Genomic DNA, 20,598 nt, shown 5'->3' with positions numbered 1-20,598 from the left:
CCACGCCGCGAGCGGCCGGTCCTCCTGGGTTCCCTCACCCGGGGGGCCGGCCTTCGCTGTAAATGAAACTGAGTTCAGTATTGATATTTCTGGTGACCTCCGTCACACTCGACTCAAGAACCTGAATTCGGATTCAGGCCCCTCGACGAAGGATGACCGATGACCTCTCCCCGAACCCGTCCGTGGCGCCGCACGGTCGGCCTCGCCGGCGCACTCGCGCTGTCGACCTCGATCCTCGCTGCCTGTGGAGGCTCCGACGAAGGCGGCGACCGTGTCGCCGGTCAGGCGCCCGACAAGGTGGTCATGGACCTGCGCAACGACGTGGACACCTTCGACCCCTTCCTCACCGCCGCCGACCAGGGCGCCGTGCAGATGTACGAGGCGCTCTACGACACGCCGGTCCGCCGCGACATGAAGTCGGGCGAGTACGTCCCCGCCATGGCCACGGACTGGGAGGTCACCACGACGAAGATCGACATGACCTTCCGTGAGGGCCTGAAGTGCAGTGACGGCACCGACCTCACGGCCACAGACATCGCGAACTCGATGAAGCGCCTCGCCGATCCGAAGACGGGCTCCATCTACACGGGCCGCCTCTTCGGCGCCGGGGGAGTGAAGGACATCGTCGCCGACGACGCCGCCCGCACCGTCTCGATCGAGGTGAACGACCCCCACTCGGACCTGCTCGACAGCATGTCGACCGCCTTCGTGATCTGCCCGAAGGGCCTGGAGGACACCGAGGCGCTCGCCACGGCTCCGCAGGGCTCGGGCCCCTACAAGGTCGCCTCGCTCAAGCGCGGCGACACCTACGAGCTCGAGGCCTGGGGCTCGCCCGCGCTGGAGGACCCCAAGAGCGTCCCCGCCAAGATCACGTTCCGCGTCATCACGAACGACGCGACGCGCGCCAACCTCTTCGAGACCGGTGAGACCGACATCGCCGGCATCCTCGGTCGTGACTCGGAGCGACTCGAGTCCAACCACGAGTTCATCCAGGGCAAGGCCTTCGAGGCCGACTCGCTGACGTTCAACCAGCGTCCCGAGGCGCCCATGTCCGACGAGCGCCTGCGCCGGGTCGTCGCCCAGGCGATCGACGCCGCCGCGTACACGAAGGCCGCGTCCTTCGGTGTCGGCGAGCCGGTGAACACGGTCATCACGCCGAACATGGACTGCTACACCGAGTCCAACGGCGACATCGGCCTGAAGTTCGACGAGGACCAGGCCAAGGCCGACCTCGAGGCCGCGGGCTACGGTCCCGGCGGCAAGAAGCTGACGGTGCGCCTGCTCGGCTACGACGTGCAGAACTCCGGCCCGGACTACGTCGCGGACGCCCTGCGCAAGGTCGGCATCGACGTCAAGGTCACGAACGGCACGCAGGCCCAGGCCGGTGCCATCGTCTACGGCGACGAGGGCGACTGGGACGTCATCGTGTTCCCGTACCTCAGCGCGGCCCCGCACCCGTACCCGCTCGTGACGAAGATGAGCTCGAACCTCGGTGAGGGCGGCTCGTACAACTTCGGCCGGACCCGCAACGACGACTTCGACAAGTACTCGGCGGCCGCGACCGGCTCGCTGGGCGAGGAGCGCTGCGAGAACTGGGGCAAGGCCGAGGCCGCGCTGCTTGAGCAGACGAACCTGGTGCCGCTGCTGTGGCCCATCGCCAACTACTTCGCCGACGGACTCACGTTCAACGCGACGTACCGCACCGTCGACCTGCGGAGCATCCGCGCGGTCGAGTGAGAGCCGGCGGGCGCCCCGCGCAGCACGGGGCGCCCGCCTCCTCACGTCCTGATCCACCGCCGGTGCCACCGGCGACCAGCACAAGGAGATTCATGTCAGTCGTACTCAGCGAGAAGGTCCTGGACGGCCGGGCCCTGCTGATCACCCTGAACCGCCCCGACGCCCGCAACGCGGTGAACGGACAGGTGGCGCGCGAGATGGCGGCGGTGCTTGACGAGCTCGACGCCGACCCGTCGCTCGTGGTCGGCATCATCCGCGGCGAGGGCCGCGGCTTCAGCGCCGGCATGGACCTCAAGGCCTTCCTCGAGGGTGACTTCCCGGCGTTCGAGGACCGGGGCTTCGGCGGCTTCGCCACGCGCGGCCCCAAGACCCCGCTCATCGCCGCGATCGAGGGCTTCGCCGTCGCCGGGGGCCTGGAGATGGCCCTCGCGTGCGACCTGATCGTGGCCGCCTCGGACGCCAAGCTCGGCCTTCCCGAGGTCAAGCGCTCCCTCATCGCCGCCGGTGGTGGCCTGCTGCGCCTCGCGCAGCGGATCCCGTACCACGTGGCCGCGGAGATCGGGCTGACCGGCGACCACCTCCCGGTCGAGCGGCTGTACCAGGTCGGCCTGGTCAACCGTGTCGCCGAGCCCGGCCAGGCCCTCGAGGTCGCGCTCGAGCTGGCGCAGCAGCTGGTCGACAACGCGCCGCTGGCCCTCGAGGGCACCAAGTACGTGCTCGAGAACGCCGCCGACTGGGGCATGGCCGAGGGCTGGAAGCAGCAGGAGCCCATCGCCATGAAGGTCAGCACGTCGGAGGACGCCCGCGAGGGCGCCACCGCGTTCGCCGAGCGCCGCGCGCCCGTCTGGCGCGGACGCTGACCCCGATTTCACACCACCACCACTCACGAAGGACAGAACCTTGACCGACACCACCCAGCTGCCCGTCCGCCCGCAGAACGTCGCCGACCTCGAGGCCCTCATCGGCAAGACGATCGGCCCGACCGAGTGGCACGACGTCACGCAGGAGAGCGTCAACGCGTTCGCCGACGCGACCGGCGACCACCAGTGGATCCACGTCGATCCCGACCGTGCCGCGCAGAGCCCGCTCGGCACGACCATCGCGCACGGCCTCTACAGCCTGTCGCTCGGACCGGCGTTCTCCTACTCGCTCATCTCGTTCGAGGCGTTCGCGCACAGCCTCAACTACGGCTACGAGAAGGTGCGGTTCCCCGCGCCGCTGCCCATCGGATCGCGCGTGCGCATGACGACCGAGGTCATCTCGATCGACCACGTGCCCGGCGGCGTCCAGCTGCGCGCTCGTCAGGTCTTCGAGCGTGAGGGCTCGGAGAAGCCGGTCGCGGTGGCCGAGTCCCTCGGACGTCTCGTGGAAGCGAAGTAGAACCTTCGTGACCACGCGGTAACAAAGCCGAACTCGACCTCAGATTCCCCTTAGGATGACGGCATGAGCAGCTCTGCAGAGAGTACGACGCGCCATCGGCGCTCCGCCGGCTTCTCCGGCGAGGCGCCGTCGCGCGAGCTGCCCACGACCCCTCGTGGGCTGCGTACGCGCGCCAACCTCATCGACGCGGCGCGCGTCGTGTTCGAGCGCGACGGCTTCCTCGACGCACGGCTCGTGGACATCACCACCGAGGCGGGCATCTCCGCCGGCTCCTTCTACACGTACTTCGACAGCAAGGAGGAGATCTTCTCCGCCGTGCAGGCCGAGGTCGAGAAGGAGATGCTGCACCCCGACGTCCGGGCGGTCACCGGCGGGGACGACCCGGTCGCCCAGATTCGTGAGGCGAACCGCGCCTACCTCGAGTCCTACCAGCGCTTCGCGCCGTTCATGCGGCTGATGGAGCAGGTCGCGAACATCGACGACAACTTCCGCGACCTGCGACGCAAGCGCGGTGAGGCGTTCGTCGAGCGCAACGCCAGGAGCATCAAGCAGCTGCAGGACCAGGGCATCGCCACGAAGGACATCGATCCGAAGCTGGCGTCGTTCTTCCTGTCCGGCATGGTCGCCCGGGCGGCGTACTCGCGTTTCGTGCTGGGCGAGGAGTGGACGATCGAGGAGATGGTCGAGTCGCTCACGCAGCTGTGGGTGAACGCGCTGAAGATCTCGTCGCCCTCCTCCTGAGGTCGCACGCGAAGGGCCCCTGGCGACTCGTCGTCAGGGGCCCTTTCGTCGTGTCGGTCAGGGCGTGAGGTCGCGAGCCGTCTCGGGCTCGTCCGTTGCCGGCTCCGCAGCGCGAGCCGCGGCCACGTCGCGTCGGGGGATGCCGACGAGGGTGATGACGATGCTGAGGACCATGGTCACGGCGCCGATCGCGAAGACGATGACGAACACCGACTCCTCGGGGTGGTCGTCGGGCATCAGGTGGCTCGCGATCAGGGCGACGACGAGCGCACTGCCCAGCGCGCTGCCGCCCGAGCGCATGATCGAGGCCATCGCGTTGGCCAGGGCGGTCTCCTCGGGGCGCACGACCGAGGTGACGACGGCCGGGACGGCGGCGAAGCCCATGCTGAAGGCGAAGTTCGTGATGACGCCGCCGAGGATGACCTGCCAGACCTCGTCGTGGAACGCGAACAGCTGCACGTAGCCGATCAGGCCGACGACCGAGGCGACCAGGAGGGTGGCGCGGCCGCCGAAGCGGGTGACCCACACGCCGCCCAGGGGCGAGGCCACGATGCCGATGCTGGCGGCGGGCAGCAGGTAGACCAGGCTCGTCTCCAGGACCGAGGCCGAGAACCCGTGGCCGTGGCTCTCCGGCACCTGCACGAGCGCGGTGAGGCTCAGGAAGATCAGGAACATCCCGAAGCCGATGAAGAAGCCGATCGCGTTGGCCGACGCGAGCGTGCGGTCGCGCAGCATCGCCACCGGGACGAGGGGCTCGGCCACGCGGTTCTCCACCGCGAGCCACACGGCGAAGGTCACCACCGAGCCGGCGAGCGTCGCGGTGGTGGTGACGCTCGTCCAACCCCAGTCGTTGCCCTGCGTCATGGCCAGCAGCACCAGCACGAGCGCGACGCCGAGCAGGAATCCGCCGAGCCAGTCCACGCGTCCGGCGGCGTGCGGCCGGTCCTGGGGGATGACGACCACCGACATCACGAACAGAACCAGCGCGACCGTCATCGTGAACCAGAAGATGTTGCGGTAGTCGCGGTCGCCGTGGGTGAGGACGCCCGTCAGCACGAGGCCCGCGCCGGCGCCGACGCTGATCGCGCCGGTCAGGAACGAGAGCCCGAGGGGCAGGCGGCGCATCGGGAGGTGCTCACGCAGCAGGCCGACCGCCAGCGGGAACAGGCAGAAGGACGCTCCCTGCATGGCGCGGGCCACGAGCAGGATCCAATATGACGACGTGACCGCGGCGAGCAGCGATCCGATCGCGACAGCGCCCACGACGACGAGCACGAGGCGGCGCCGGCCGTGCAGGTCGCCGGACTTGCTCAGGACCGGGGTCAGCACGGCAGCGGCCAACAGGTTGATCGTGACGACCCAGCCGATCGCGGCGGTGGAGACCTCGAGGTCGCGGCTCATCTTGCCCAGGACCGGCACCGCCATCGTCTGCAGCAACGCAGTCACGGTGGAGAGCAGGGACAGGACGATGACCAGCGCCGCGCCTGATCGACGCGCGGTGTTCCGTGCCATCGGTGTCCATCCCACTTCCCTGCGGGGCGCGTTGTTGACATCGGGGGGACAACGAGCCAAAGTTGAAACTGAAGTAAGATTCATATTACCTGTTCCGCGCCGCCGGCGCGAGGACTCACGACCATCGACTTTCGGATCAGAAGGAACGCTCATGAGAGAGGCAGTTGTCGTCTCGACCGCCCGCACCCCCATCGGCAAGGCCTATCGCGGTGCCTTCAACAACACGCAGGCCCAGGAGTTGGCGGGTCACGCCATCGCCGAGGCCGTGAAGCGTGCCGGCATCGATGGCTCGGAGGTCGAGGACGTCGTCTTCGGCGCCGCCATGCAGCAGGGCAGCAGCGGCTTCAACGTGGCACGGCAGGCGGCGCTGCGCGCGGGCCTGCCCACCTCGGTCGCCGGCATGTCGGTGGACCGCCAGTGCGCCTCGGGCCTGATGGCCATCGCCACGGCCGCGAAGCAGATCGTCGCGGACGGCATGGACATCACCATCGGCGGCGGCGTGGAGTCCATCTCGCTGGTGCAGAACGAGCACATGAACGGCCACCGCGCCAACGACCCGTGGCTCGAGCAGCACCGCCCCGACCTCTACATGCCGATGCTGCAGACGGCCGAGATCGTGGCCGAGCGCTACAACGTCAGCCGCGACGCCCAGGACGAGTTCGCCCTGCTCTCGCAGCAGCGCACCGCCGCCGCGCAGGAGGCCGGCCGCTTCGACGACGAGATCGTGCCGTTCGAGTCGGTCCAGCTGGTCCAGGACCGCGAGACGAAGCAGATCAGCGAGCAGCGCGTGACCCTGGCGAAGGACGAGGGCAACCGCCCCTCGACCACGCGTGAGTCGCTCTCGGGCCTGTCGGCCGTGCTGCCCGACGGCCAGGTGACGAAGGTGTCCAGCGTGACCGCCGGCAACGCCTCGCAGCTCTCCGACGGCGCCTCCGCCTCGGTGCTCATGGAGCGCAAGGTCGCCGAGCAGCGTGGCGCGAACGTCCTCGGCGTCTACCGCGGCATGGCCGTCGCCGGCTGTGATCCGGACGAGATGGGCATCGGCCCGGTCTTCGCGATCCCGAAGCTGCTCAAGCACCACGGTCTGACGGTCGACGACATCGGCCTGTGGGAGCTCAACGAGGCCTTCGCGTCGCAGGCGCTGTACTGCCGCGAGGCCCTCGAGATCGACCCCGAGCGCTACAACGTCAACGGCGGCGCGATCTCGGTCGGCCACCCGTACGGCATGACCGGCGCCCGCCTCGTGGGCCACTCGCTCATCGAGGGCAAGCGTCGCGGCGCGCGCTACGTCGTGATCTCCATGTGCATCGGCGGCGGCATGGGTGCCGCGGGCCTCTTCGAGGTCGCGTGATGTCGAAGCTCATCAACGGCACGAGCATGGACGACGACGTCTACGGCGAGGTCGCGGACGGCATCGGCACCATCACGCTGAACCGTCCCGACCGCCGCAACGCGTTGTCCGACGCGATGGTCGCCGGCCTGGAGACCCTGCTCGACGCGATGCAGGACTCCGAGGACGTCGGCGTCATCGTCATCACGGGCGCCGGCAAGGCGTTCTGCTCCGGTGGCGACGTCCAGGACTTCGACGCCAAGGGCGGTGAGGGCGGCGGCAGCTCCGAGGTCGACGCCGAGGCCGTCGAGGCGCAGCGTCAGGCGCAGCGTGCGACGGTGGGCAAGATCTACCGCAGCCGCAAGCCCGTGATCGCCGCGATCCCCGGCGCGGCCGCCGGCGCCGGTCTGGGCCTGGCCCTGGCCGCCGACTTCCGGATCGGCAGCGAGCGCGCCGTCTTCGCGACGGCGTTCGGCGCGGTCGGCCTCTCGGGCGACTTCGGCGTGGCGTGGCTGCTCAACGACATCGTCGGCCCGGTGAAGGCGCGGGAGCTCATGCTCCTGAACCCGCGCGTCCGCGCCGAGGAGGCCCGCAGCCTGGGCCTGCTCAACGAGGTCGTGTCCGAGGACGAGTTCGACGCGCGGGTGCGAGCCCTCGCCGAGCAGCTCGCCAACGGTCCGGCCCAGGCGTACGAGTACATGCTGGACAACCTCGACCGCGCCCCCCGCGTGAGCCTCGAGGAGAGCATGGACGCCGAGGTGCCCCTGCACAAGGCGACCGGGCTCACCGAGGACCACATCGGCGCCGTGCGCGCCTTCGTGGAGAAGCGCACGCCCGTGTTCGGCCGCCGTGCCGCGACCGCTGGAGGAGACCGATGATCAACGTGACCGCCGCCGTCACCGTCCGCGAGGACCGCACGGCCGAGTTCGAGCAGGCCGTCGCGGCCGCCCGGCCGGCCATGCTGGTCGACGAGGGCTGCACCCGGTGGGACCTGCAGCGCGTGAGCGGCAGCCAGGTCGACTACGTGCTGATCGAGGAGTACGCCGATGGTGACGCGCTGCGTCGCCACGGCTCGTCGGCCGAGTTCGCCACGTTCGGCGAGGTGCTGAAGGATCTCGTCGCGGGCCCGCCCGTCATCTCGGTGCTCAGGCCCGTCGGTGAGCAGATCAAGTAGTCCCGACGGTCATGCCCCCGGGTCGTTGGTCGACGAGAGCACCTTGCGCTCGTTGCCCGTGACGGCCCGGGGGCAGCGGACCCGTGAGTCGCTCGTGAGGGCGGCGCGAGGCGTGTTCGAGCGCGACGGGTTCATCAACTCCCGCCTGACCGACATCGCGCGCGAGGCGAACACGTCGATCGGCACCTTCTACACCTACTTCGACAGCAAGGACGAGATCTTCACGGCCGTCCTGCAGGTCGCGCAGGAGGACATGCTGCACCCCGGCCTGCCGCGCGTCGAGGAGGATCCCCAGAACATCGCGGCCGTCCTCGAGGCCAGCAACCGGGCCTACTTCGAGGCGTACCGGCGCAACGCCAAGCTCATGGTGCTGCTGGAGCAGGTCGCCACGATCAACCCCGACTTCCGCGCGCTGCGCGTGCAGCGCTCCACGCTGTTCACCGACCGGGTGGCGCGCTGGGTGGAGTCCGCCCAGGAGTCCGGACTGGCCGACCCCGGGCTCGATCCGGTGATGACGTCGCGCGCGCTGTCCAGCATGGTGAGCCGGCTGGCCTACTACTCCTTCGCGCTGGGGGAGGGCTACGACCTCGACGCGATGGTCGAGACGTCGACGAAGCTGTGGTTCAACGCGCTGGGGATGACGCTGCCGTCGCGCGCCTCCGCCTGAGTCGGACCGGCCATTGCCATCCGCGGGGCGAGGCGCTAGCCTGAGTTGAATCTGAATTCACCTTTGGGAGTCCCTCGTGGAATTTGCTTACGACGCCACCACCAACGACCTGATCGAGCGCCTGACCTCGTTCATGGACGAGTTCATCTACCCCGCCGAGGCGACGTTCTGGGAGCAGCTCGAAGCAGCTCCCGACGTGTGGTCGCCCCCGCCGGTGATCGAGGGCCTGAAGGTCGAGGCGAAGAAGCGCGGCCTGTGGAACCTCTTCCACCCGGGCGCCGAGGGCGCCGGCCTGACGAACCTCCAGTACGCGCCGCTGTGCGAGATCATGGGCCGCAGCCTGCACCTGGCCCCGACCGCCACGAACTGCGCGGCGCCCGACACGGGCAACATGGAGGTGCTGAGCATGTTCGGCACCGACGAGCAGAAGAAGCAGTGGCTCGAGCCGCTGCTCGAGGGCGAGATCCGCTCCGCCTTCGCGATGACCGAGCCGGCCGTGGCCAGCTCCGACGCGACCAACATCGAGACCTCGATCGTGCGCGACGGTGACGAGTACGTCATCAACGGCCGCAAGTGGTTCATCTCGGGCGCGATGAACCCGAACGCCAAGATCATGATCGTCATGGGCAAGACCGACCCCAACGCATCGCGTCACCGCCAGCAGTCGCAGATCCTCGTGCCGCGGGACACCCCCGGCATCGAGATCAAGCGCGGCATGCGCGTCTTCGGCTACGACGACCGTGACCACGGCGGCCACGCCGAGGTGATCTTCACCGACGTGCGCGTGCCCGTCACGAACCTCATCGCCGGTGAGGGCGAGGGCTTCGCGATCGCCCAGGCGCGCCTCGGGCCCGGCCGCATCCACCACTGCATGCGCCTCATCGGCATCGCCGAGCGCAGCCTCGAGCTGATGGTCGCGCGGGCCAACGACCGCGTGGCGTTCGGCAAGCCGCTGAGCGAGCAGGGCGTCGTCCGCGACTGGATCGCCGAGTCGCGCGTCAAAATCGAGCAGATCCGCCTGCTGACCCTCAAGGCCGCGTGGCTGATGGACACCGTCGGCAACAAGGGTGCCCACACCGAGATCCAGGCCATCAAGATCGCCGCCCCCCGCACGGTGGAGTGGATCGTCGACAAGGCGATCCAGGTCCACGGTGGTGGCGGACTCAGCCAGGACTTCCCGATCGCCGAGTGGTTCGCCCAGGTGCGCACGCTGCGCTTCGCCGACGGGCCGGACGAGGTGCACAAGAACGCCCTCGCGCGTCACGAGCTGCGCAAGGCGGGGACGCGTGACTGACGTTCGCGCCGAGGTGGCGGCACTGCTCGAGCGCTTCGACCTCGCCACGGTCGACCCGGTGGAGTTCCTCGGAGCCCGGTTCGACGCCGGGCTCGCGTGGGTCCACTTCCCGGTGGGCCGCGGCGGCCTGGACCGCCCGCGTGACGAGCAGCAGGTGGTCGAGCAGCTGCTCGCCGAGGCGGGTGCCCCGGCGCCCGACCTCGGCCTGAACAGCATCGGCCTGGGCATGGCGGCGCCGACGCTCATCGCGTTCGGCACCCCCGAGCAGCAGGAGCGGTATCTGCGCCCCCTCTTCACGTGCGAGGAGGTCTGGTGCCAGCTCTTCAGCGAGCCCGGTGCCGGCTCCGACCTCGCGGGCGTGGCGACGAAGGCCGTCCTCGACGGCGACACCTGGATCGTGAACGGCCAGAAGGTCTGGACCTCGGGGGCGCAGAACGCCCAGCGCGCGATCCTCGTCGCCCGCACCGATCCGACCGTGGTCAAGCACGCCGGCCTGTCGTACTTCGTCGTCGACATGGCCGATCCGGGCGTCGACGTGCGTCCGCTGCGCCAGATCACCGGCGAGGCCGAGTTCAACGAGGTCTTCCTGAACGACGTGCGCGTGCAGGACGCCGACCGGGTCGGCGACGTCGGCCAGGGCTGGCGCGTGGCCACCACGACGCTCAACAACGAGCGCGTGGCGATCAGCAGCGGGGCCGACCGCGAGGCCGGCCAGATCGGCATCGTCACCGAGCGGTGGCGCACCGACCCGTCGGTCCGCTCCGCCGCCGAGCACGACCGGCTCATGCAGTGGTGGGTCGAGACCGAGGTCACCCGCCTCGCCGGCGAGCGTCTGCGCCAGCAGTTGGCCGTCGGTCAGCCCGGCCCCGAGAGCTCGGCGATGAAGCTCGCGTTCGCGAAGCAGGCACAGCAGGTGTCCGGCTTCGCGCTCGAGCTCGATCCCGACGCGGGGCTGCAGTACGACGACTGGACCATGGTGCGCACCGCGTCCGCGAGCTTCCTGGGCCGCGGCCCTGGCTTCCGCTACCTGCGCGCCAAGGGCAACTCGATCGAGGGCGGCACGTCCGAGATCATGCGCAACGTCGTGTCCGAGCGCGTGCTGGGCCTGCCCGCCGACCACCGCCCCGACAAGGGCGTCCCCTTCAACGAGGTGCCCCGATGAGTGAACTGCTGTATTCCGATGTCGAGGAGTCGCTGCGCTCCAGCGTGCGCGGCGCGCTGAAGCGCACCGTCGATCCCTCGACCGTCGCGGCGCTCTACGACGCCCCGGAGACCGACGTCTCCGCCGCCTGGTCCGCCCTCGCGGGTGACCTCGGACTGGCCGGCCTGCTGGTTCCCGAGCAGTGGGGAGGCGCGGGTGCAGGTGCGCGCGAGGCCTCCGTGGTGCTCGAGGAGCTCGGTCGCACCGTCGCGCCCGTCCCGTTCCTGGAGAGCGCGGTCATCGCGACCACCGCCCTGCTGTCGGTCGAGGCTCAGGACGTCCTGCCCCGGGTCGCCTCGGGCGAGCGCCGTGCCGTGCTCGTCCTGCCGTGGTCGGCTCGTGCCGGCGCCTGGTCGGCGGGCGAGGGTGTCACGGCTCCGGTCGCGGGCGCCATCGGCGCCGACCTCTTCCTGGTGCCCACCTCCGAGGGTGGGACCGTGCGGCTCGTGCTGCACGAGACCGCCGACGTCAACCCGCTCACGTCGCTCGACATGAGCCGGCCGCTGGCGTCGGTCACCCCGACGGGCGAGGGACAGGTGCTCGCCGAGGGCGACGCCGCGGTCGCCGCCGTCGACGCGGCGCTGGCCGCAGGTGCCGCGCTGCTGGCCTCCGAGCAGCTCGGCCTGGCCCAGTGGTGCCTGGAGACCACCGTGGAGTACGCCAAGACGCGCATCCAGTTCGCCCGGCCGATCGGCTCGTTCCAGGCGATCAAGCACCGGCTCGCCGACCTCTACCTCGAGGTCACCCAGGCGCAGGCGGCCGCGCGGTACGCGGCCGACACGCTCGCCACGAGCGATCCGGACGCCCCCGTCGCGCAGGCCGTGGCGCAGTCGTACTGCTCCGACGTCGCGCTGCACGCGGCCGAGGAGGCGCTGCAGCTCCACGGCGGCATCGGCATGACGTGGGAGCATGCGATCCACCTGTACCTGAAGCGGGCCAAGTCCGACCAGCTCGCGCTCGGCACGCCCGCGGCGCACCGTTCCGACCTGGCCGGTCTCGTCGACCTGCCGCAGTCCTGACCCCCCGACCCACCTCACCCACCACCTGGAGGATCCACGTATGGACACCACGTCACTGTTCTCACTCGAAGGCCGCACCGCTCTCGTCACCGGAGGGTCCCGCGGGATCGGCCGGATGATCGCCGAGGGCTTCCTCAAGCAGGGCGCCCGGGTCTACATCTCGGCCCGCAAGACCGAGGCGTGCGACGCCACCGCCGCCGAGCTCTCCGAGTTCGGCACCTGCGTGTCGCTGCCGGCCGACGTCTCGACGCTGGACGGCATCAACGACCTCGTCGCGCGCTACCGCGAGCACGAGTCGAGCCTGGACATCCTGGTCAACAACGCCGGTGCCGCCTGGGGCGCGCCGTTCGACGAGTTCCCCGAGTCCGGCTGGGACAAGGTCATGGACCTCAACGTCAAGTCGCTGTTCTTCCTGACGCAGGCGCTGAAGTCGGACCTCGTGGCCGCGACCGGCGACCACCTCGCCAAGGTCATCAACATCGCCTCGATCGACGGCATCAGCCTGAACCCGCAGGAGACGTACTCCTACCACGCCAGCAAGGCCGGGGTCATCCAGCTGACGCGCCGCATGGCGATCCGCCTGATCGAGGACGACATCGCCGTCAGCGGCATCGCGCCGGGCGCGTTCGCCTCGAACATGAACAAGGACGCTCGCGACCACGCGGAGGAGATCAAGTCCTCGATCCCGTCGGGCCGCATCGGCACGTCCGAGGACATGGCCGCCGCTGCGATCTACCTCGCGGCACGGTCGGGCGACTACGTCGTCGGCTCCACCATCACGGTCGACGGCGGCGTCACGCACGCTCGCTGAGACAGCTTCACGGAGGGGCCGCGCGGTGATCCGCGCGGCCCTTTCGCTTGAGTTGAAACCAACTTCATATAAACCTGAGTTCAACATTGACTTTGCGGGTCGGCGCCATCAGGATGGGCTGAACATGTGAGACCGATCACATGTCCATCGGAGGGAAAGGCTGGTCATGTCGAGACGAGTTCAGGCATCTGCACTGGTGACGATCGCGGCGCTCACGCTCGCCGCGTGCGGAGGGGAGTCCGGGGGAGCGCAAGGCCCGGCGGGAGAGGTTCCCGAGAGCCTCGTGATGGACCTGCGCAACGACATCGACACCTTCGACCCGGCGATCTCGTCGTCGGACCAAGGGTCGATGCAGTTGTTCGAGGCGCTCTACGACACTCCGGTCCGCCAGGACCGCAAGACGGGCGGCGTCGCCCCGGCCATGGCCACGAAGTGGGAGGTCACGCCCACGAAGGTCGTGTTCACCCTGCGCCCCGACCTCAAGTGCAGCGACGGCTCCGACCTGCTGCCGTCGGACGTCGCGAACAACATGAAGCGCCTCGCCGACCCGAAGTCGGGCTCGCCGTTCACCGGTCGACTCTTCGGTCCCGGTGGCGCGAAGGCGATCGTCGGTGATGACGAGGCCGACACCCTGACCATCGAAGTCAACCAGCCCCACGCGGACATGCTGGAGTCGATGACGAACGCATTCGTCGTCTGCCCGAAGGGCCTTGAGGACGTCGAGAGCCTCGGCACCGAGCCGCAGGGCTCCGGCCCCTACAAGATCGCCTCGATGAAGCGCGGCGACGAGTACGTGCTCGAGTCCTGGGACTCGCCGGCCCTCGGCGATGACGAGGAGGTGCCGGCGAAGATCACGATGCGCGTCGTGACCTCTGACTCCACCCGGGCGAACCTCTTCGAGACCGGGGCCACGGACATCGCCGCGATCCTCGGCCGCGACAACGAGCGCTTGGTGCAGGACAACGACCCGATCCAGGGCAAGGCCTACGGCGCCGACGCCATCTCGTTCAACGAGCGCGAGGGCCGTCCGTTCGCCGACGAGCGCCTGCGCCGCGCCGTCGCCCACGCCATCGACCCGGAGGGCTTCACGAAGGCCGCCTCGTTCGGCCTGGGCGAGCCCACCCGGACCTTCATCACGCCGGACATGAACTGCTACACCCCGGAGAACGAGCAGTTCACCCCGGAGTTCGACCTGGACACCGCGAAGAAGGAGCTCGAGGCGGCCGGCTACGGCCCGGGCGGCAAAGAGCTGACGGTCGAGATGCTGGGCTACGACGTCCAGAACTCCGGACCGGAGTACCTGGCCGACGCGGTGCGCCAGCTGGGCATCAAGGTCAACATCACGAGCGGCACGCAGGCCCAGGCTGCGGGCACGATCTACGGCGACGACGAGGACTGGGACATCATCGTCTACCCGTACCAGACCGCGATCCGCACGCCGTTCCCCATGGCCACGAAGATGAGCTCGGTCTACGGCGAGGGCGGCGCGCTGAACTGGGGCCGCGTCGACAACGACAAGTTCGACGCGATGGTCAAGGACCAGCTGTCGAAGGTCGAGGGCGACGAGCGCTGCAAGCTCTGGGGCGAGGCCGAGGCCGCGCTGCTGGAGCGGGTGGACTTCGTCCCGCTGATGATCCCCGTCGTGAACTACTTCACCAAGGGGCTCACCTTCGACGCCGGCTACCGCGTCGTGAACCTGCGCAGCATCCGCAACGCGGACTGACGCCCACGGACCAGCAGCCCCGCCGGATTCCTCCCCGGCGGGGCTGCTGTCTGTCCGGGCATGGTCTCGATACGCCCGCTCGTTCCTCGCGGTGCTACTCGACCACCGGTCCGGTGATCGAGTAGGTGGCGAGCGCAGCGAGACCCCGTCACCCGCGCCCGGTGATCGAGTAGGTGGCGAGCGCAGCGAGACGCCGTATCGAGATCAGGCGATGGGACTGCTCAAGCGCCGGCGAGCGAGCGCACCGTGTCGATCGTGTCAGCCTCATGTGGTGCCTTGTCGTCGCGGTAGCGGACGACGCGGGCGAAGCGCAGGGCCAGGCCGCCGGGGTAGCGGGTGGAGCGCTGGAGCCCGTCGAAGGCGATCTCGACGACCTGCTCGGGCCGGACGTGGACGACGTGACCCTCGCGGTGCGTCTCCAGGGCCAAAAACCGCTCGGTCTGCCACGCGAGCATGGCGTCGGTCATCCCCTTGAAGGTCTTGCCAAGCATCACGAACCCGGTCGGGGACGACTCGTCGCGCGCGCCGAGGTGGATGTTCGAGAGCCAGCCCTGTCGGCGGCCGGAGCCCCACTCCACGGCGAGGACGACCAGGTCGAGCGTGTGGACCGGCTTGACCTTCACCCAGGCCGCGCCGCGGCGCCCCGCGGCGTAGGGAGCGGAGAGGTCCTTGAGGACGACGCCCTCGTGCCCGGCGGCGACGGTCTCCGCGGCGAAGGCGTCGGCGGCCGCCGCGTCGGAGGTGACGAGGCGGCGGACCCGGTGGGCCTCGGGCACCAGCGCGTCGAGCGCGGCCGTGCGCTCGTGTCCGGGGGAGTCGAGCAGGTCACGGCCGTCGACGTGGAGCACGTCGAAGAAGTGGGGCGTGATCGCGACGCCGGCGGCCTGGGCCGTGCGGCTGGCCGTGTCCTGGAAGGCCATCGGACGGCCGTCGTCGGACAGAGCCAGCGCCTCGCCGTCGAGCACGAACCGCGTGGCGGGCAGCGAGCGGGCGACCGCGACCACCTCGGGCAGCCGGTCGGTGATGTCGTCGAGGCTGCGGGTGACCACGAGCACCGCGTCGCCGTCGCGGTGGACCTGGATGCGGATGCCGTCGAGCTTGGCGTCGATGGCGACGTCGGTCCGGCCGTCGGGGGAGAGACCGGCCATGGCGGTGGCCACGTCGGGTGCACTCGAGGCCAGCATCGGCATGACCGGTCGGCCGACCTCGAGGCCGATCGCGGCCAGTGCCTCCTCGCCCTCGAAGGCGGCGCTCGCCGCGGCGACCGTGCTGCCGGCGAGCATCGCCGCCCGGCGCACCGCGGCCACCGGCACCCCCGCGACCTGCGCCACGGCCTCCTGCGTGACGGCGTCGAGCGCGCCCTGGCGCAGGTTGCCGGTGACGATCGCCCGGAGCCACGCCTGCTCGGCGGCGGTGGCCCGCGCGAAGAGGTCGGCGACGGCCTCCCGGCGGTCGCGCTGGGAGCCGGACCCGGACAGCCGCGACATCGCCTCGAACGCGGCGTCGACCTCGAGCACGCCCAGCGACGGCTCGTCGGCCGGCGGGGTGGGGGCGCTCACGCCCCGCCAGCCCAGGCCCGTGCGCCGCTGGCGCAGTGCGCCGCCGAGGTAGGACACCACGACCTCGAGCTCGTCGGGCTCGACCCGGCCGAGCAGCTCGGCGAGCAGCGCCACCTTCGCCTTCCGGGAGCGCGTCGCGGCGACCTCGGTGGAGGTGGCGACGAGCTCGGCGAGCAGCATGCCCCCATCCTGCCGCTCGCCACCGACAGCCGCTGGCCCCGACCGGGCAGGATGGGCTCGTGAAGCCGGGTCGGATCAGGGAGCGCTTCGTCGGCCGCATCGCCGGCGTCGGGAGCACGAGCGGGATCCGCGTGGTCGTCGGGCGCTGGGACGCCTCGCCGTGGGGCGCGTTCGCGGACGTGATGATCGAGGACGCGTCCGGTCACCGCGTGCTGCTGGCCCCGTCCGATCGGGTGCGGGACTTCGTCGCGGCGACCTACACGTTCGACGAGCACGTCATCGAGCCCGTGTCCGTGGCGGACACGGGCGACGGGTGGCAGGTCACGACGCCGTCCCTGTCGCTGCAGTTGGTGGTGGGCGGTCGGACGCCGCTGGGTGCGCTGCTCGGCCTCGTGCCGGCGCGGGTGGCCGCCGCACCTGCGTGGTGCGGTGCGATCGACCCGGTCGCGCGGGTGGTGATGCGGGGCGTGCGGACGCGCGGGACGGCTGGCAACGACCGCCGCGAGTGGTACGGCGCGACGGGGATCACCTCGGTGGACGCGATCGCCGGGACGTGGCGGGGGACCGACCTCGGGGACCTCCGGCCGGTGGACCCGCCGTGCCGCTTCGGGTTCTCGAGCACGCCGACGAGGCCGTCGGTCACGAGTGTCGTGACGACGATCGAGCGGTCCCTCTCGGCGTGATCTCGATACGCCTGCTCGTTCCTCGCAGTGCTACTCGATCACCGGGGGCGTGATCTCGACACACCGTCTCGCTGCGCTCGCCGGCACTCGATCGCCGGGTTCCGGTGGTTGAGTAGCTCGCGAGGAACGAGCGGCGTATCGAAACCAGCGCTCACCGGGGGCGTGATCTCGATACACCGTCTCGCTGCGCTCGCCGGCACTCGATCACCGGGTTCCGGTGGTTGAGTAGCTCGCGAGGAACGAGCGGCGTATCGAAACCAGCGCTCACCGGGGGCGTGATCTCGATACACCGTCTCGCTGCGCTCGCCGGCACTCGATCACCGGGTTCCGGTGGTTGAGTAGCTCGCGAGGAACGAGCGGCGTATCGAAACCACGGCTCAGGCGCCCCGCAGGATCACCAGGTGTCGACGAACCGGTGCGAGCCCTCGCCGTCCCAGTCGCCGAGGGTGGCGACGATCCAGCGGCGGGTGTCGGCGGGGTCGATGACCTCGTCGAGCTCGAGCTTCATCGCGCCGTTGATCGCCTTGCCGGCCTCGTAGTGCTGCGCGACGAGCTCCTCGTAGCGGTCGGCCCGGGCCTGCTCGTCCTCGATGGCGGCCAGCTCCTTGGAGAAGCCCAGGCGCACCGCGCCCTCGAGTCCCATGCCGCCGATCTCGCCGGTCGGCCAGGAGACCGTCGCGGTGGTCTGGGCGAAGCCGCCGGCCGCCATCGCCTGCGCGCCGAGCCCGTAGGCCTTGCGCAGGACGATCGTGGTCATCGGCACCTTGAGGTGCGCGGCGATCACGAAGAGCCGGCTGAAGTGGCGCACCGTGGCGGTCTGCTCGCTCTCCGGCCCGACCATGAACCCGGGGGTGTCGCACAGCGACACGACGGGCAGGCCGTGCGCGTCGCACAGCTGGAGGAAGCGAGCCATCTTGTCGGCCGCGTCGGCGTCGATCGCGCCGCCGAGGTGGGCGGGGTTGTTCGCGACGAGTCCGTACGCCCGGCCCTCGATCCGCACCAGGGCGGTGATCGCGCCGGTGCCGAACTCGCGGCGCAGCTCCAGCACGCTGTCGGTGTCGACCAGCGCGTCGATGACCGTGCGGATGTCGTAGACCTGCTTGCGGTTCTCGCCGATGACGTGGCGCAGGCGTCGCTGGTCGGCGGCGTCCCACGCGGTGCGACCGCCCTGGAAGTAGGAGAGGTACCGCTGGGCCACGCTGATCGCCTCGGCGTCGTCGCCGACGACGATGTCGACCACCCCGTTGGGGCCCTGCACCGACATCGGGCCGATCTGCTCGGGCGTGAAGACGCCGAGTCCACCGCCCTCGATCATCGCCGGGCCAGCCATGCCCAGGTTGGCGTCCTCCGTGCCGATGATGACGTCGCAGCAGCCCAGGAGGGCCGCGTTGCCGGCGAAGCAGCGGCCCGTGAGGATGCCGACCGTCGGCACGACGCCGCTCAGCGAGCCCATCGTGGCGAAGGTGCGCACGTTCAGCCCTGCGGCGAGCAGGTCAGCCGTGTCGGTGTCGCCGGGACGGCCGCCGCCGCCCTCGGCGAAGAGGACGACCGGCAGCTTCCGGTCGCGCGCCAGCTCGAGCAGGCGGTCGGTCTTCTTGTGGTTGAAGTAGCCCTGCGTGCCGGCGAGCACCGTGTAGTCGTAGGCCAGGACGGCGCAGCGGCGCGACGTCTCGGAGTCGTCGCCGTTGATCGTGCCGAGGCCGGTGATGATGCCGTCGGCGGGGGTGTTGTCCATGAGGTCGTCGAGCGTGCGGCGCTGCCGCTGTGCCGCGACCGTCAGGGCGCCGTACTCCGTGAAGGTGCCCTCGTCGACCAGCAGGTCGACCCACTCGCGCGCGGTGAGGTGGCCGCGGGCGTGCCGCTTCGCGACGGCCTCGGTCCGGGCGGAGTCGCGGGTGCGGGCGATCCGGTCCTGGAGCTCCGCGAGGTCGGGGCGGACGTGGTCGAGGTCGACGTCCGCGTCCTCGGCGTGCTGGTGGTCGACGGTGTCGTCGGGCGCGACGACGGCGATCGGCTGGCCGGCCGCCACCTGCTCCCCGGTCGCGACGAGGACCTCGGTGACGGTGCCGGCGAACCCGGCCGTGACGGGGTGCTCCATCTTCATCGACTCGAGGGTCGCCAGCGGCGTCTTCGGCCCGACGGTGTCGCCGGGCTTCACCGACACGGCCAGCACGGTGCCGTTCATGACCGAGGACACGGTTCCGGACTCGTCGGTGGTGCGCTCGGAGTCGGCGCGATCGGCGAGCAGGCGGTCGAGCCACGCGGTGGTGACCTCACCGCTGCGCACGGCGTCGTGGGCCAGCAGCTCGCGCAGCAGCGGGACGTTGGTCCGCACGCCCTCGATCCGCAGGGCGGCGACGGCCGCGTCGGCGTCGGCGCAGGCCGTGGCGTGGTCGCCCTCGGTGACGGTGACGACCTTCGCGAGGAGGGAGTCGAACGTGCCGTCGACGACGGTGCCCGCCGCGATGCCCGTGTCGACGCGGACGCCGTCGGGAGCGGAGAAGCCAGTGACGGTGCCGGTGGTGGAGACGACCGTGCCGCCGACGACCTCCTCCGCGTTGACGCGCGACTGGATCGCGACGACGCCCGGACGGGGCTGCACGTCGGTCGGCACGCCGACCTCGTCGAGGCGGTGGCGGGCCGCGACGAGCAGCTGGGCCCGCACGAGGTCCGTGCCGGTGACCTCCTCGGTGACCGTGTGCTCCACCTGGAGCCGGGGGTTGACCTCGATGAACACGGCGTCGAGGGGACCACCGCGGCGCAACAGGTCGGCGTTGACCAGGAACTCGACCGTGGCCAGGCCGCGGTAGCCCAGGGGAGCGGTGAGGTCCTTCGCCCACGTGGTCAGGCGCTCGCGGTGGGCGTCGGTCAGCGACGGGCTCGGCGCGACCTCGATGACCTTCTGGTGGCGGCGCTGCACGGAGCACTCGCGCTCGCCGAGCGTGACGACGCCCGCGCCGTCGCCCAGCACCTGCACCTCGATGTGCTTGGCACTGGTGAGCAGCCGCTCGGCGTAGACGGAGGAGTTGCCGAAGGCGCGCTCGGCCTCGGAGCGGCAGCGGTCGTACGCCTCGGCGAGGTCGGCGGCGTCGGTGACGGGGCGCATGCCGCGGCCACCTCCACCGGAGACGGCCTTGATCATGATGCCCGCGGGGTGGCGCTCGAGCAGGGCCGTGACGTCGGCGAGGGAGGCGTCGCGTCCCGTCGCGTCCAGGACCGGGACGCCGTGGGCCAGCGCGTGCTCGCGGGCGCTGCCCTTGTCACCGAACAGCTCGAGCGTGGTCGGGTCCGGGCCGACGAAGGTGAGCCCCGAGGCCTCGCAGGCCCGTGCGAGCTCCGCGCTCTCGCTGAGGAAGCCGTAACCGGGGTGCACCAGGTCCGAGCCCGTCAGGACCGCGGCGGCCACGATCGCCTCGACGTCGAGGTACCCGGCCACGCCGGCCTTGGGGAGCAGGTAGCTCTCGGGGTCCGCGCTGCCCGCTTCCTCGGCGGTGTGCACGTGCTGGGGCGTCCAGTCGAGAGCGCGGACCGCGCGCTCGATCCGGTGGGCGATCTCGCCGCGGTTGGCGATCAGGACCTTCATCGTC

The 20,598-nt window shown here is 70.5% G+C and carries 17 protein-coding genes; 14 read left to right on the top strand and 3 right to left on the bottom strand.

All coding sequences use genetic code 11. From position 1 onward, the window contains the following. Positions 1–159 precede the first annotated feature (159 nt). From ACY1JX_RS07415 to ACY1JX_RS07400, 4 genes are all read left to right on the top strand, one after another. Positions 160–1,737, top strand: a complete 1,578-nt coding sequence (locus ACY1JX_RS07415; protein ID WP_462565735.1) for an ABC transporter substrate-binding protein — start codon at positions 160–162, stop codon at positions 1,735–1,737. A gap of 92 nt (positions 1,738–1,829) precedes the next feature. Further along, a complete protein-coding gene (locus tag ACY1JX_RS07410) occupies positions 1,830–2,597 on the top strand; it encodes a crotonase/enoyl-CoA hydratase family protein (RefSeq protein WP_181754518.1) in 768 nt (255 codons plus the stop codon). Positions 2,598–2,637: 40 nt separating this feature from the next. Then, on the top strand, positions 2,638–3,117 hold the full coding sequence (locus tag ACY1JX_RS07405) for a MaoC family dehydratase (RefSeq protein ID WP_181754520.1): 480 nt from the start codon (positions 2,638–2,640) through the stop codon (positions 3,115–3,117). A 63-nt stretch (positions 3,118–3,180) separates the two neighbouring features. Beyond that, positions 3,181–3,858 (top strand): TetR/AcrR family transcriptional regulator, encoded by a 678-nt coding sequence (locus ACY1JX_RS07400; protein WP_462565734.1) that lies wholly within the window; start codon positions 3,181–3,183, stop codon positions 3,856–3,858. Positions 3,859–3,915: 57 nt separating this feature from the next. Here ACY1JX_RS07400 and ACY1JX_RS07395 read toward each other — a convergent pair whose 3' ends face one another. Then, entirely contained in the window at positions 3,916–5,370 is a 1,455-nt protein-coding gene (locus tag ACY1JX_RS07395; RefSeq protein WP_462565733.1) for an MFS transporter, read from the bottom strand. Positions 5,371–5,521: 151 nt separating this feature from the next. Between ACY1JX_RS07395 and ACY1JX_RS07390 the strand changes: the two genes are divergently transcribed. The 9 genes from ACY1JX_RS07390 (at position 5,522) to ACY1JX_RS07350 (ending at position 14,589) form a co-directional block, all read left to right on the top strand. Next, positions 5,522–6,721 (top strand): acetyl-CoA C-acyltransferase, encoded by a 1,200-nt coding sequence (locus ACY1JX_RS07390; protein ID WP_181754526.1) that lies wholly within the window; start codon positions 5,522–5,524, stop codon positions 6,719–6,721. Then, on the top strand, positions 6,721–7,578 hold the full coding sequence (locus tag ACY1JX_RS07385) for an enoyl-CoA hydratase-related protein (RefSeq protein ID WP_462565732.1): 858 nt from the start codon (positions 6,721–6,723) through the stop codon (positions 7,576–7,578). The genes ACY1JX_RS07390 and ACY1JX_RS07385 overlap by 1 nt, the downstream gene beginning before the upstream one ends. After that, on the top strand, positions 7,575–7,874 hold the full coding sequence (locus tag ACY1JX_RS07380) for a putative quinol monooxygenase (protein WP_286927742.1): 300 nt from the start codon (positions 7,575–7,577) through the stop codon (positions 7,872–7,874). The genes ACY1JX_RS07385 and ACY1JX_RS07380 overlap by 4 nt, the downstream gene beginning before the upstream one ends. Positions 7,875–7,917: 43 nt before the next feature. Then, positions 7,918–8,541, top strand: a complete 624-nt coding sequence (locus ACY1JX_RS07375) for a TetR/AcrR family transcriptional regulator (RefSeq protein WP_286927743.1) — start codon at positions 7,918–7,920, stop codon at positions 8,539–8,541. Between the two features lie 76 nt (positions 8,542–8,617). After that, positions 8,618–9,835, top strand: coding sequence for an acyl-CoA dehydrogenase family protein (locus ACY1JX_RS07370; RefSeq protein ID WP_181754533.1), 1,218 nt, complete (start codon positions 8,618–8,620; stop codon positions 9,833–9,835). After that, a complete protein-coding gene (locus ACY1JX_RS07365) occupies positions 9,828–10,997 on the top strand; it encodes an acyl-CoA dehydrogenase family protein (protein WP_462565731.1) in 1,170 nt (389 codons plus the stop codon). The genes ACY1JX_RS07370 and ACY1JX_RS07365 overlap by 8 nt, the downstream gene beginning before the upstream one ends. After that, positions 10,994–12,055: an acyl-CoA dehydrogenase family protein gene (locus ACY1JX_RS07360; protein ID WP_462565730.1), complete on the top strand. Its 1,062-nt coding sequence runs from the start codon at positions 10,994–10,996 to the stop codon at positions 12,053–12,055. Before ACY1JX_RS07365 ends, ACY1JX_RS07360 begins: the two co-directional genes overlap by 4 nt. 40 nt (positions 12,056–12,095) lie before the next feature. Then, positions 12,096–12,866: an SDR family oxidoreductase gene (locus ACY1JX_RS07355; RefSeq protein WP_462565729.1), complete on the top strand. Its 771-nt coding sequence runs from the start codon at positions 12,096–12,098 to the stop codon at positions 12,864–12,866. 166 nt (positions 12,867–13,032) lie between these two features. Next, positions 13,033–14,589, top strand: coding sequence for an ABC transporter substrate-binding protein (locus tag ACY1JX_RS07350; RefSeq protein WP_462565728.1), 1,557 nt, complete (start codon positions 13,033–13,035; stop codon positions 14,587–14,589). Between the two features lie 221 nt (positions 14,590–14,810). Here the strand turns inward: ACY1JX_RS07350 and ACY1JX_RS07345 are convergent, their stop codons facing one another. Beyond that, positions 14,811–16,328, bottom strand: coding sequence for an ATP-dependent DNA ligase (locus ACY1JX_RS07345; protein WP_462565727.1), 1,518 nt, complete (start codon positions 16,326–16,328; stop codon positions 14,811–14,813). A 59-nt stretch (positions 16,329–16,387) separates the two neighbouring features. Here ACY1JX_RS07345 and ACY1JX_RS07340 point away from each other — a divergent pair, with 59 nt between their 5' ends. Continuing rightward, the gene (locus ACY1JX_RS07340) at positions 16,388–17,011 is read left to right on the top strand and encodes a hypothetical protein (RefSeq protein WP_462565726.1); all 624 of its coding nucleotides are present in this window, start codon (positions 16,388–16,390) and stop codon (positions 17,009–17,011) included. Between the two features lie 394 nt (positions 17,012–17,405). Here ACY1JX_RS07340 and ACY1JX_RS07335 read toward each other — a convergent pair whose 3' ends face one another. After that, a complete protein-coding gene (locus tag ACY1JX_RS07335; RefSeq protein WP_462565725.1) occupies positions 17,406–20,594 on the bottom strand; it encodes an acetyl-CoA carboxylase family protein in 3,189 nt (1,062 codons plus the stop codon). Between the last annotated feature and the right edge of the window lie 4 nt (positions 20,595–20,598).

It is taken from the genome of Aeromicrobium sp. JP4 (genome assembly GCF_054957925.1).
The sequence above is the reverse complement of the archived record's forward strand: the minus strand, read 5'-3'. Positions and strand labels throughout refer to the sequence as shown.

What these genes read in the sequence shown, in the direction of transcription:
- ACY1JX_RS07415 (WP_462565735.1), top strand. Translation starts at nt 160, where the DNA reads ATGACCTCTCCCCGAACCCGTCCGTGGCGCCGCACGGTCGGCCTCGCC.
- ACY1JX_RS07410 (WP_181754518.1), top strand. Translation starts at nt 1,830, where the DNA reads ATGTCAGTCGTACTCAGCGAGAAGGTCCTGGACGGCCGGGCCCTGCTG.
- ACY1JX_RS07400 (WP_462565734.1), top strand. Translation starts at nt 3,181, where the DNA reads ATGAGCAGCTCTGCAGAGAGTACGACGCGCCATCGGCGCTCCGCCGGC.
- ACY1JX_RS07395 (WP_462565733.1), bottom strand. Translation starts at nt 5,370, where the DNA reads ATGGCACGGAACACCGCGCGTCGATCAGGCGCGGCGCTGGTCATCGTC.
- ACY1JX_RS07390 (WP_181754526.1), top strand. Translation starts at nt 5,522, where the DNA reads ATGAGAGAGGCAGTTGTCGTCTCGACCGCCCGCACCCCCATCGGCAAG.
- ACY1JX_RS07385 (WP_462565732.1), top strand. Translation starts at nt 6,721, where the DNA reads ATGTCGAAGCTCATCAACGGCACGAGCATGGACGACGACGTCTACGGC.
- ACY1JX_RS07380 (WP_286927742.1), top strand. Translation starts at nt 7,575, where the DNA reads ATGATCAACGTGACCGCCGCCGTCACCGTCCGCGAGGACCGCACGGCC.
- ACY1JX_RS07360 (WP_462565730.1), top strand. Translation starts at nt 10,994, where the DNA reads ATGAGTGAACTGCTGTATTCCGATGTCGAGGAGTCGCTGCGCTCCAGC.
- ACY1JX_RS07355 (WP_462565729.1), top strand. Translation starts at nt 12,096, where the DNA reads ATGGACACCACGTCACTGTTCTCACTCGAAGGCCGCACCGCTCTCGTC.
- ACY1JX_RS07350 (WP_462565728.1), top strand. Translation starts at nt 13,033, where the DNA reads ATGTCGAGACGAGTTCAGGCATCTGCACTGGTGACGATCGCGGCGCTC.
- ACY1JX_RS07345 (WP_462565727.1), bottom strand. Translation starts at nt 16,328, where the DNA reads ATGCTGCTCGCCGAGCTCGTCGCCACCTCCACCGAGGTCGCCGCGACG.
- ACY1JX_RS07335 (WP_462565725.1), bottom strand. Translation starts at nt 20,594, where the DNA reads ATGAAGGTCCTGATCGCCAACCGCGGCGAGATCGCCCACCGGATCGAG.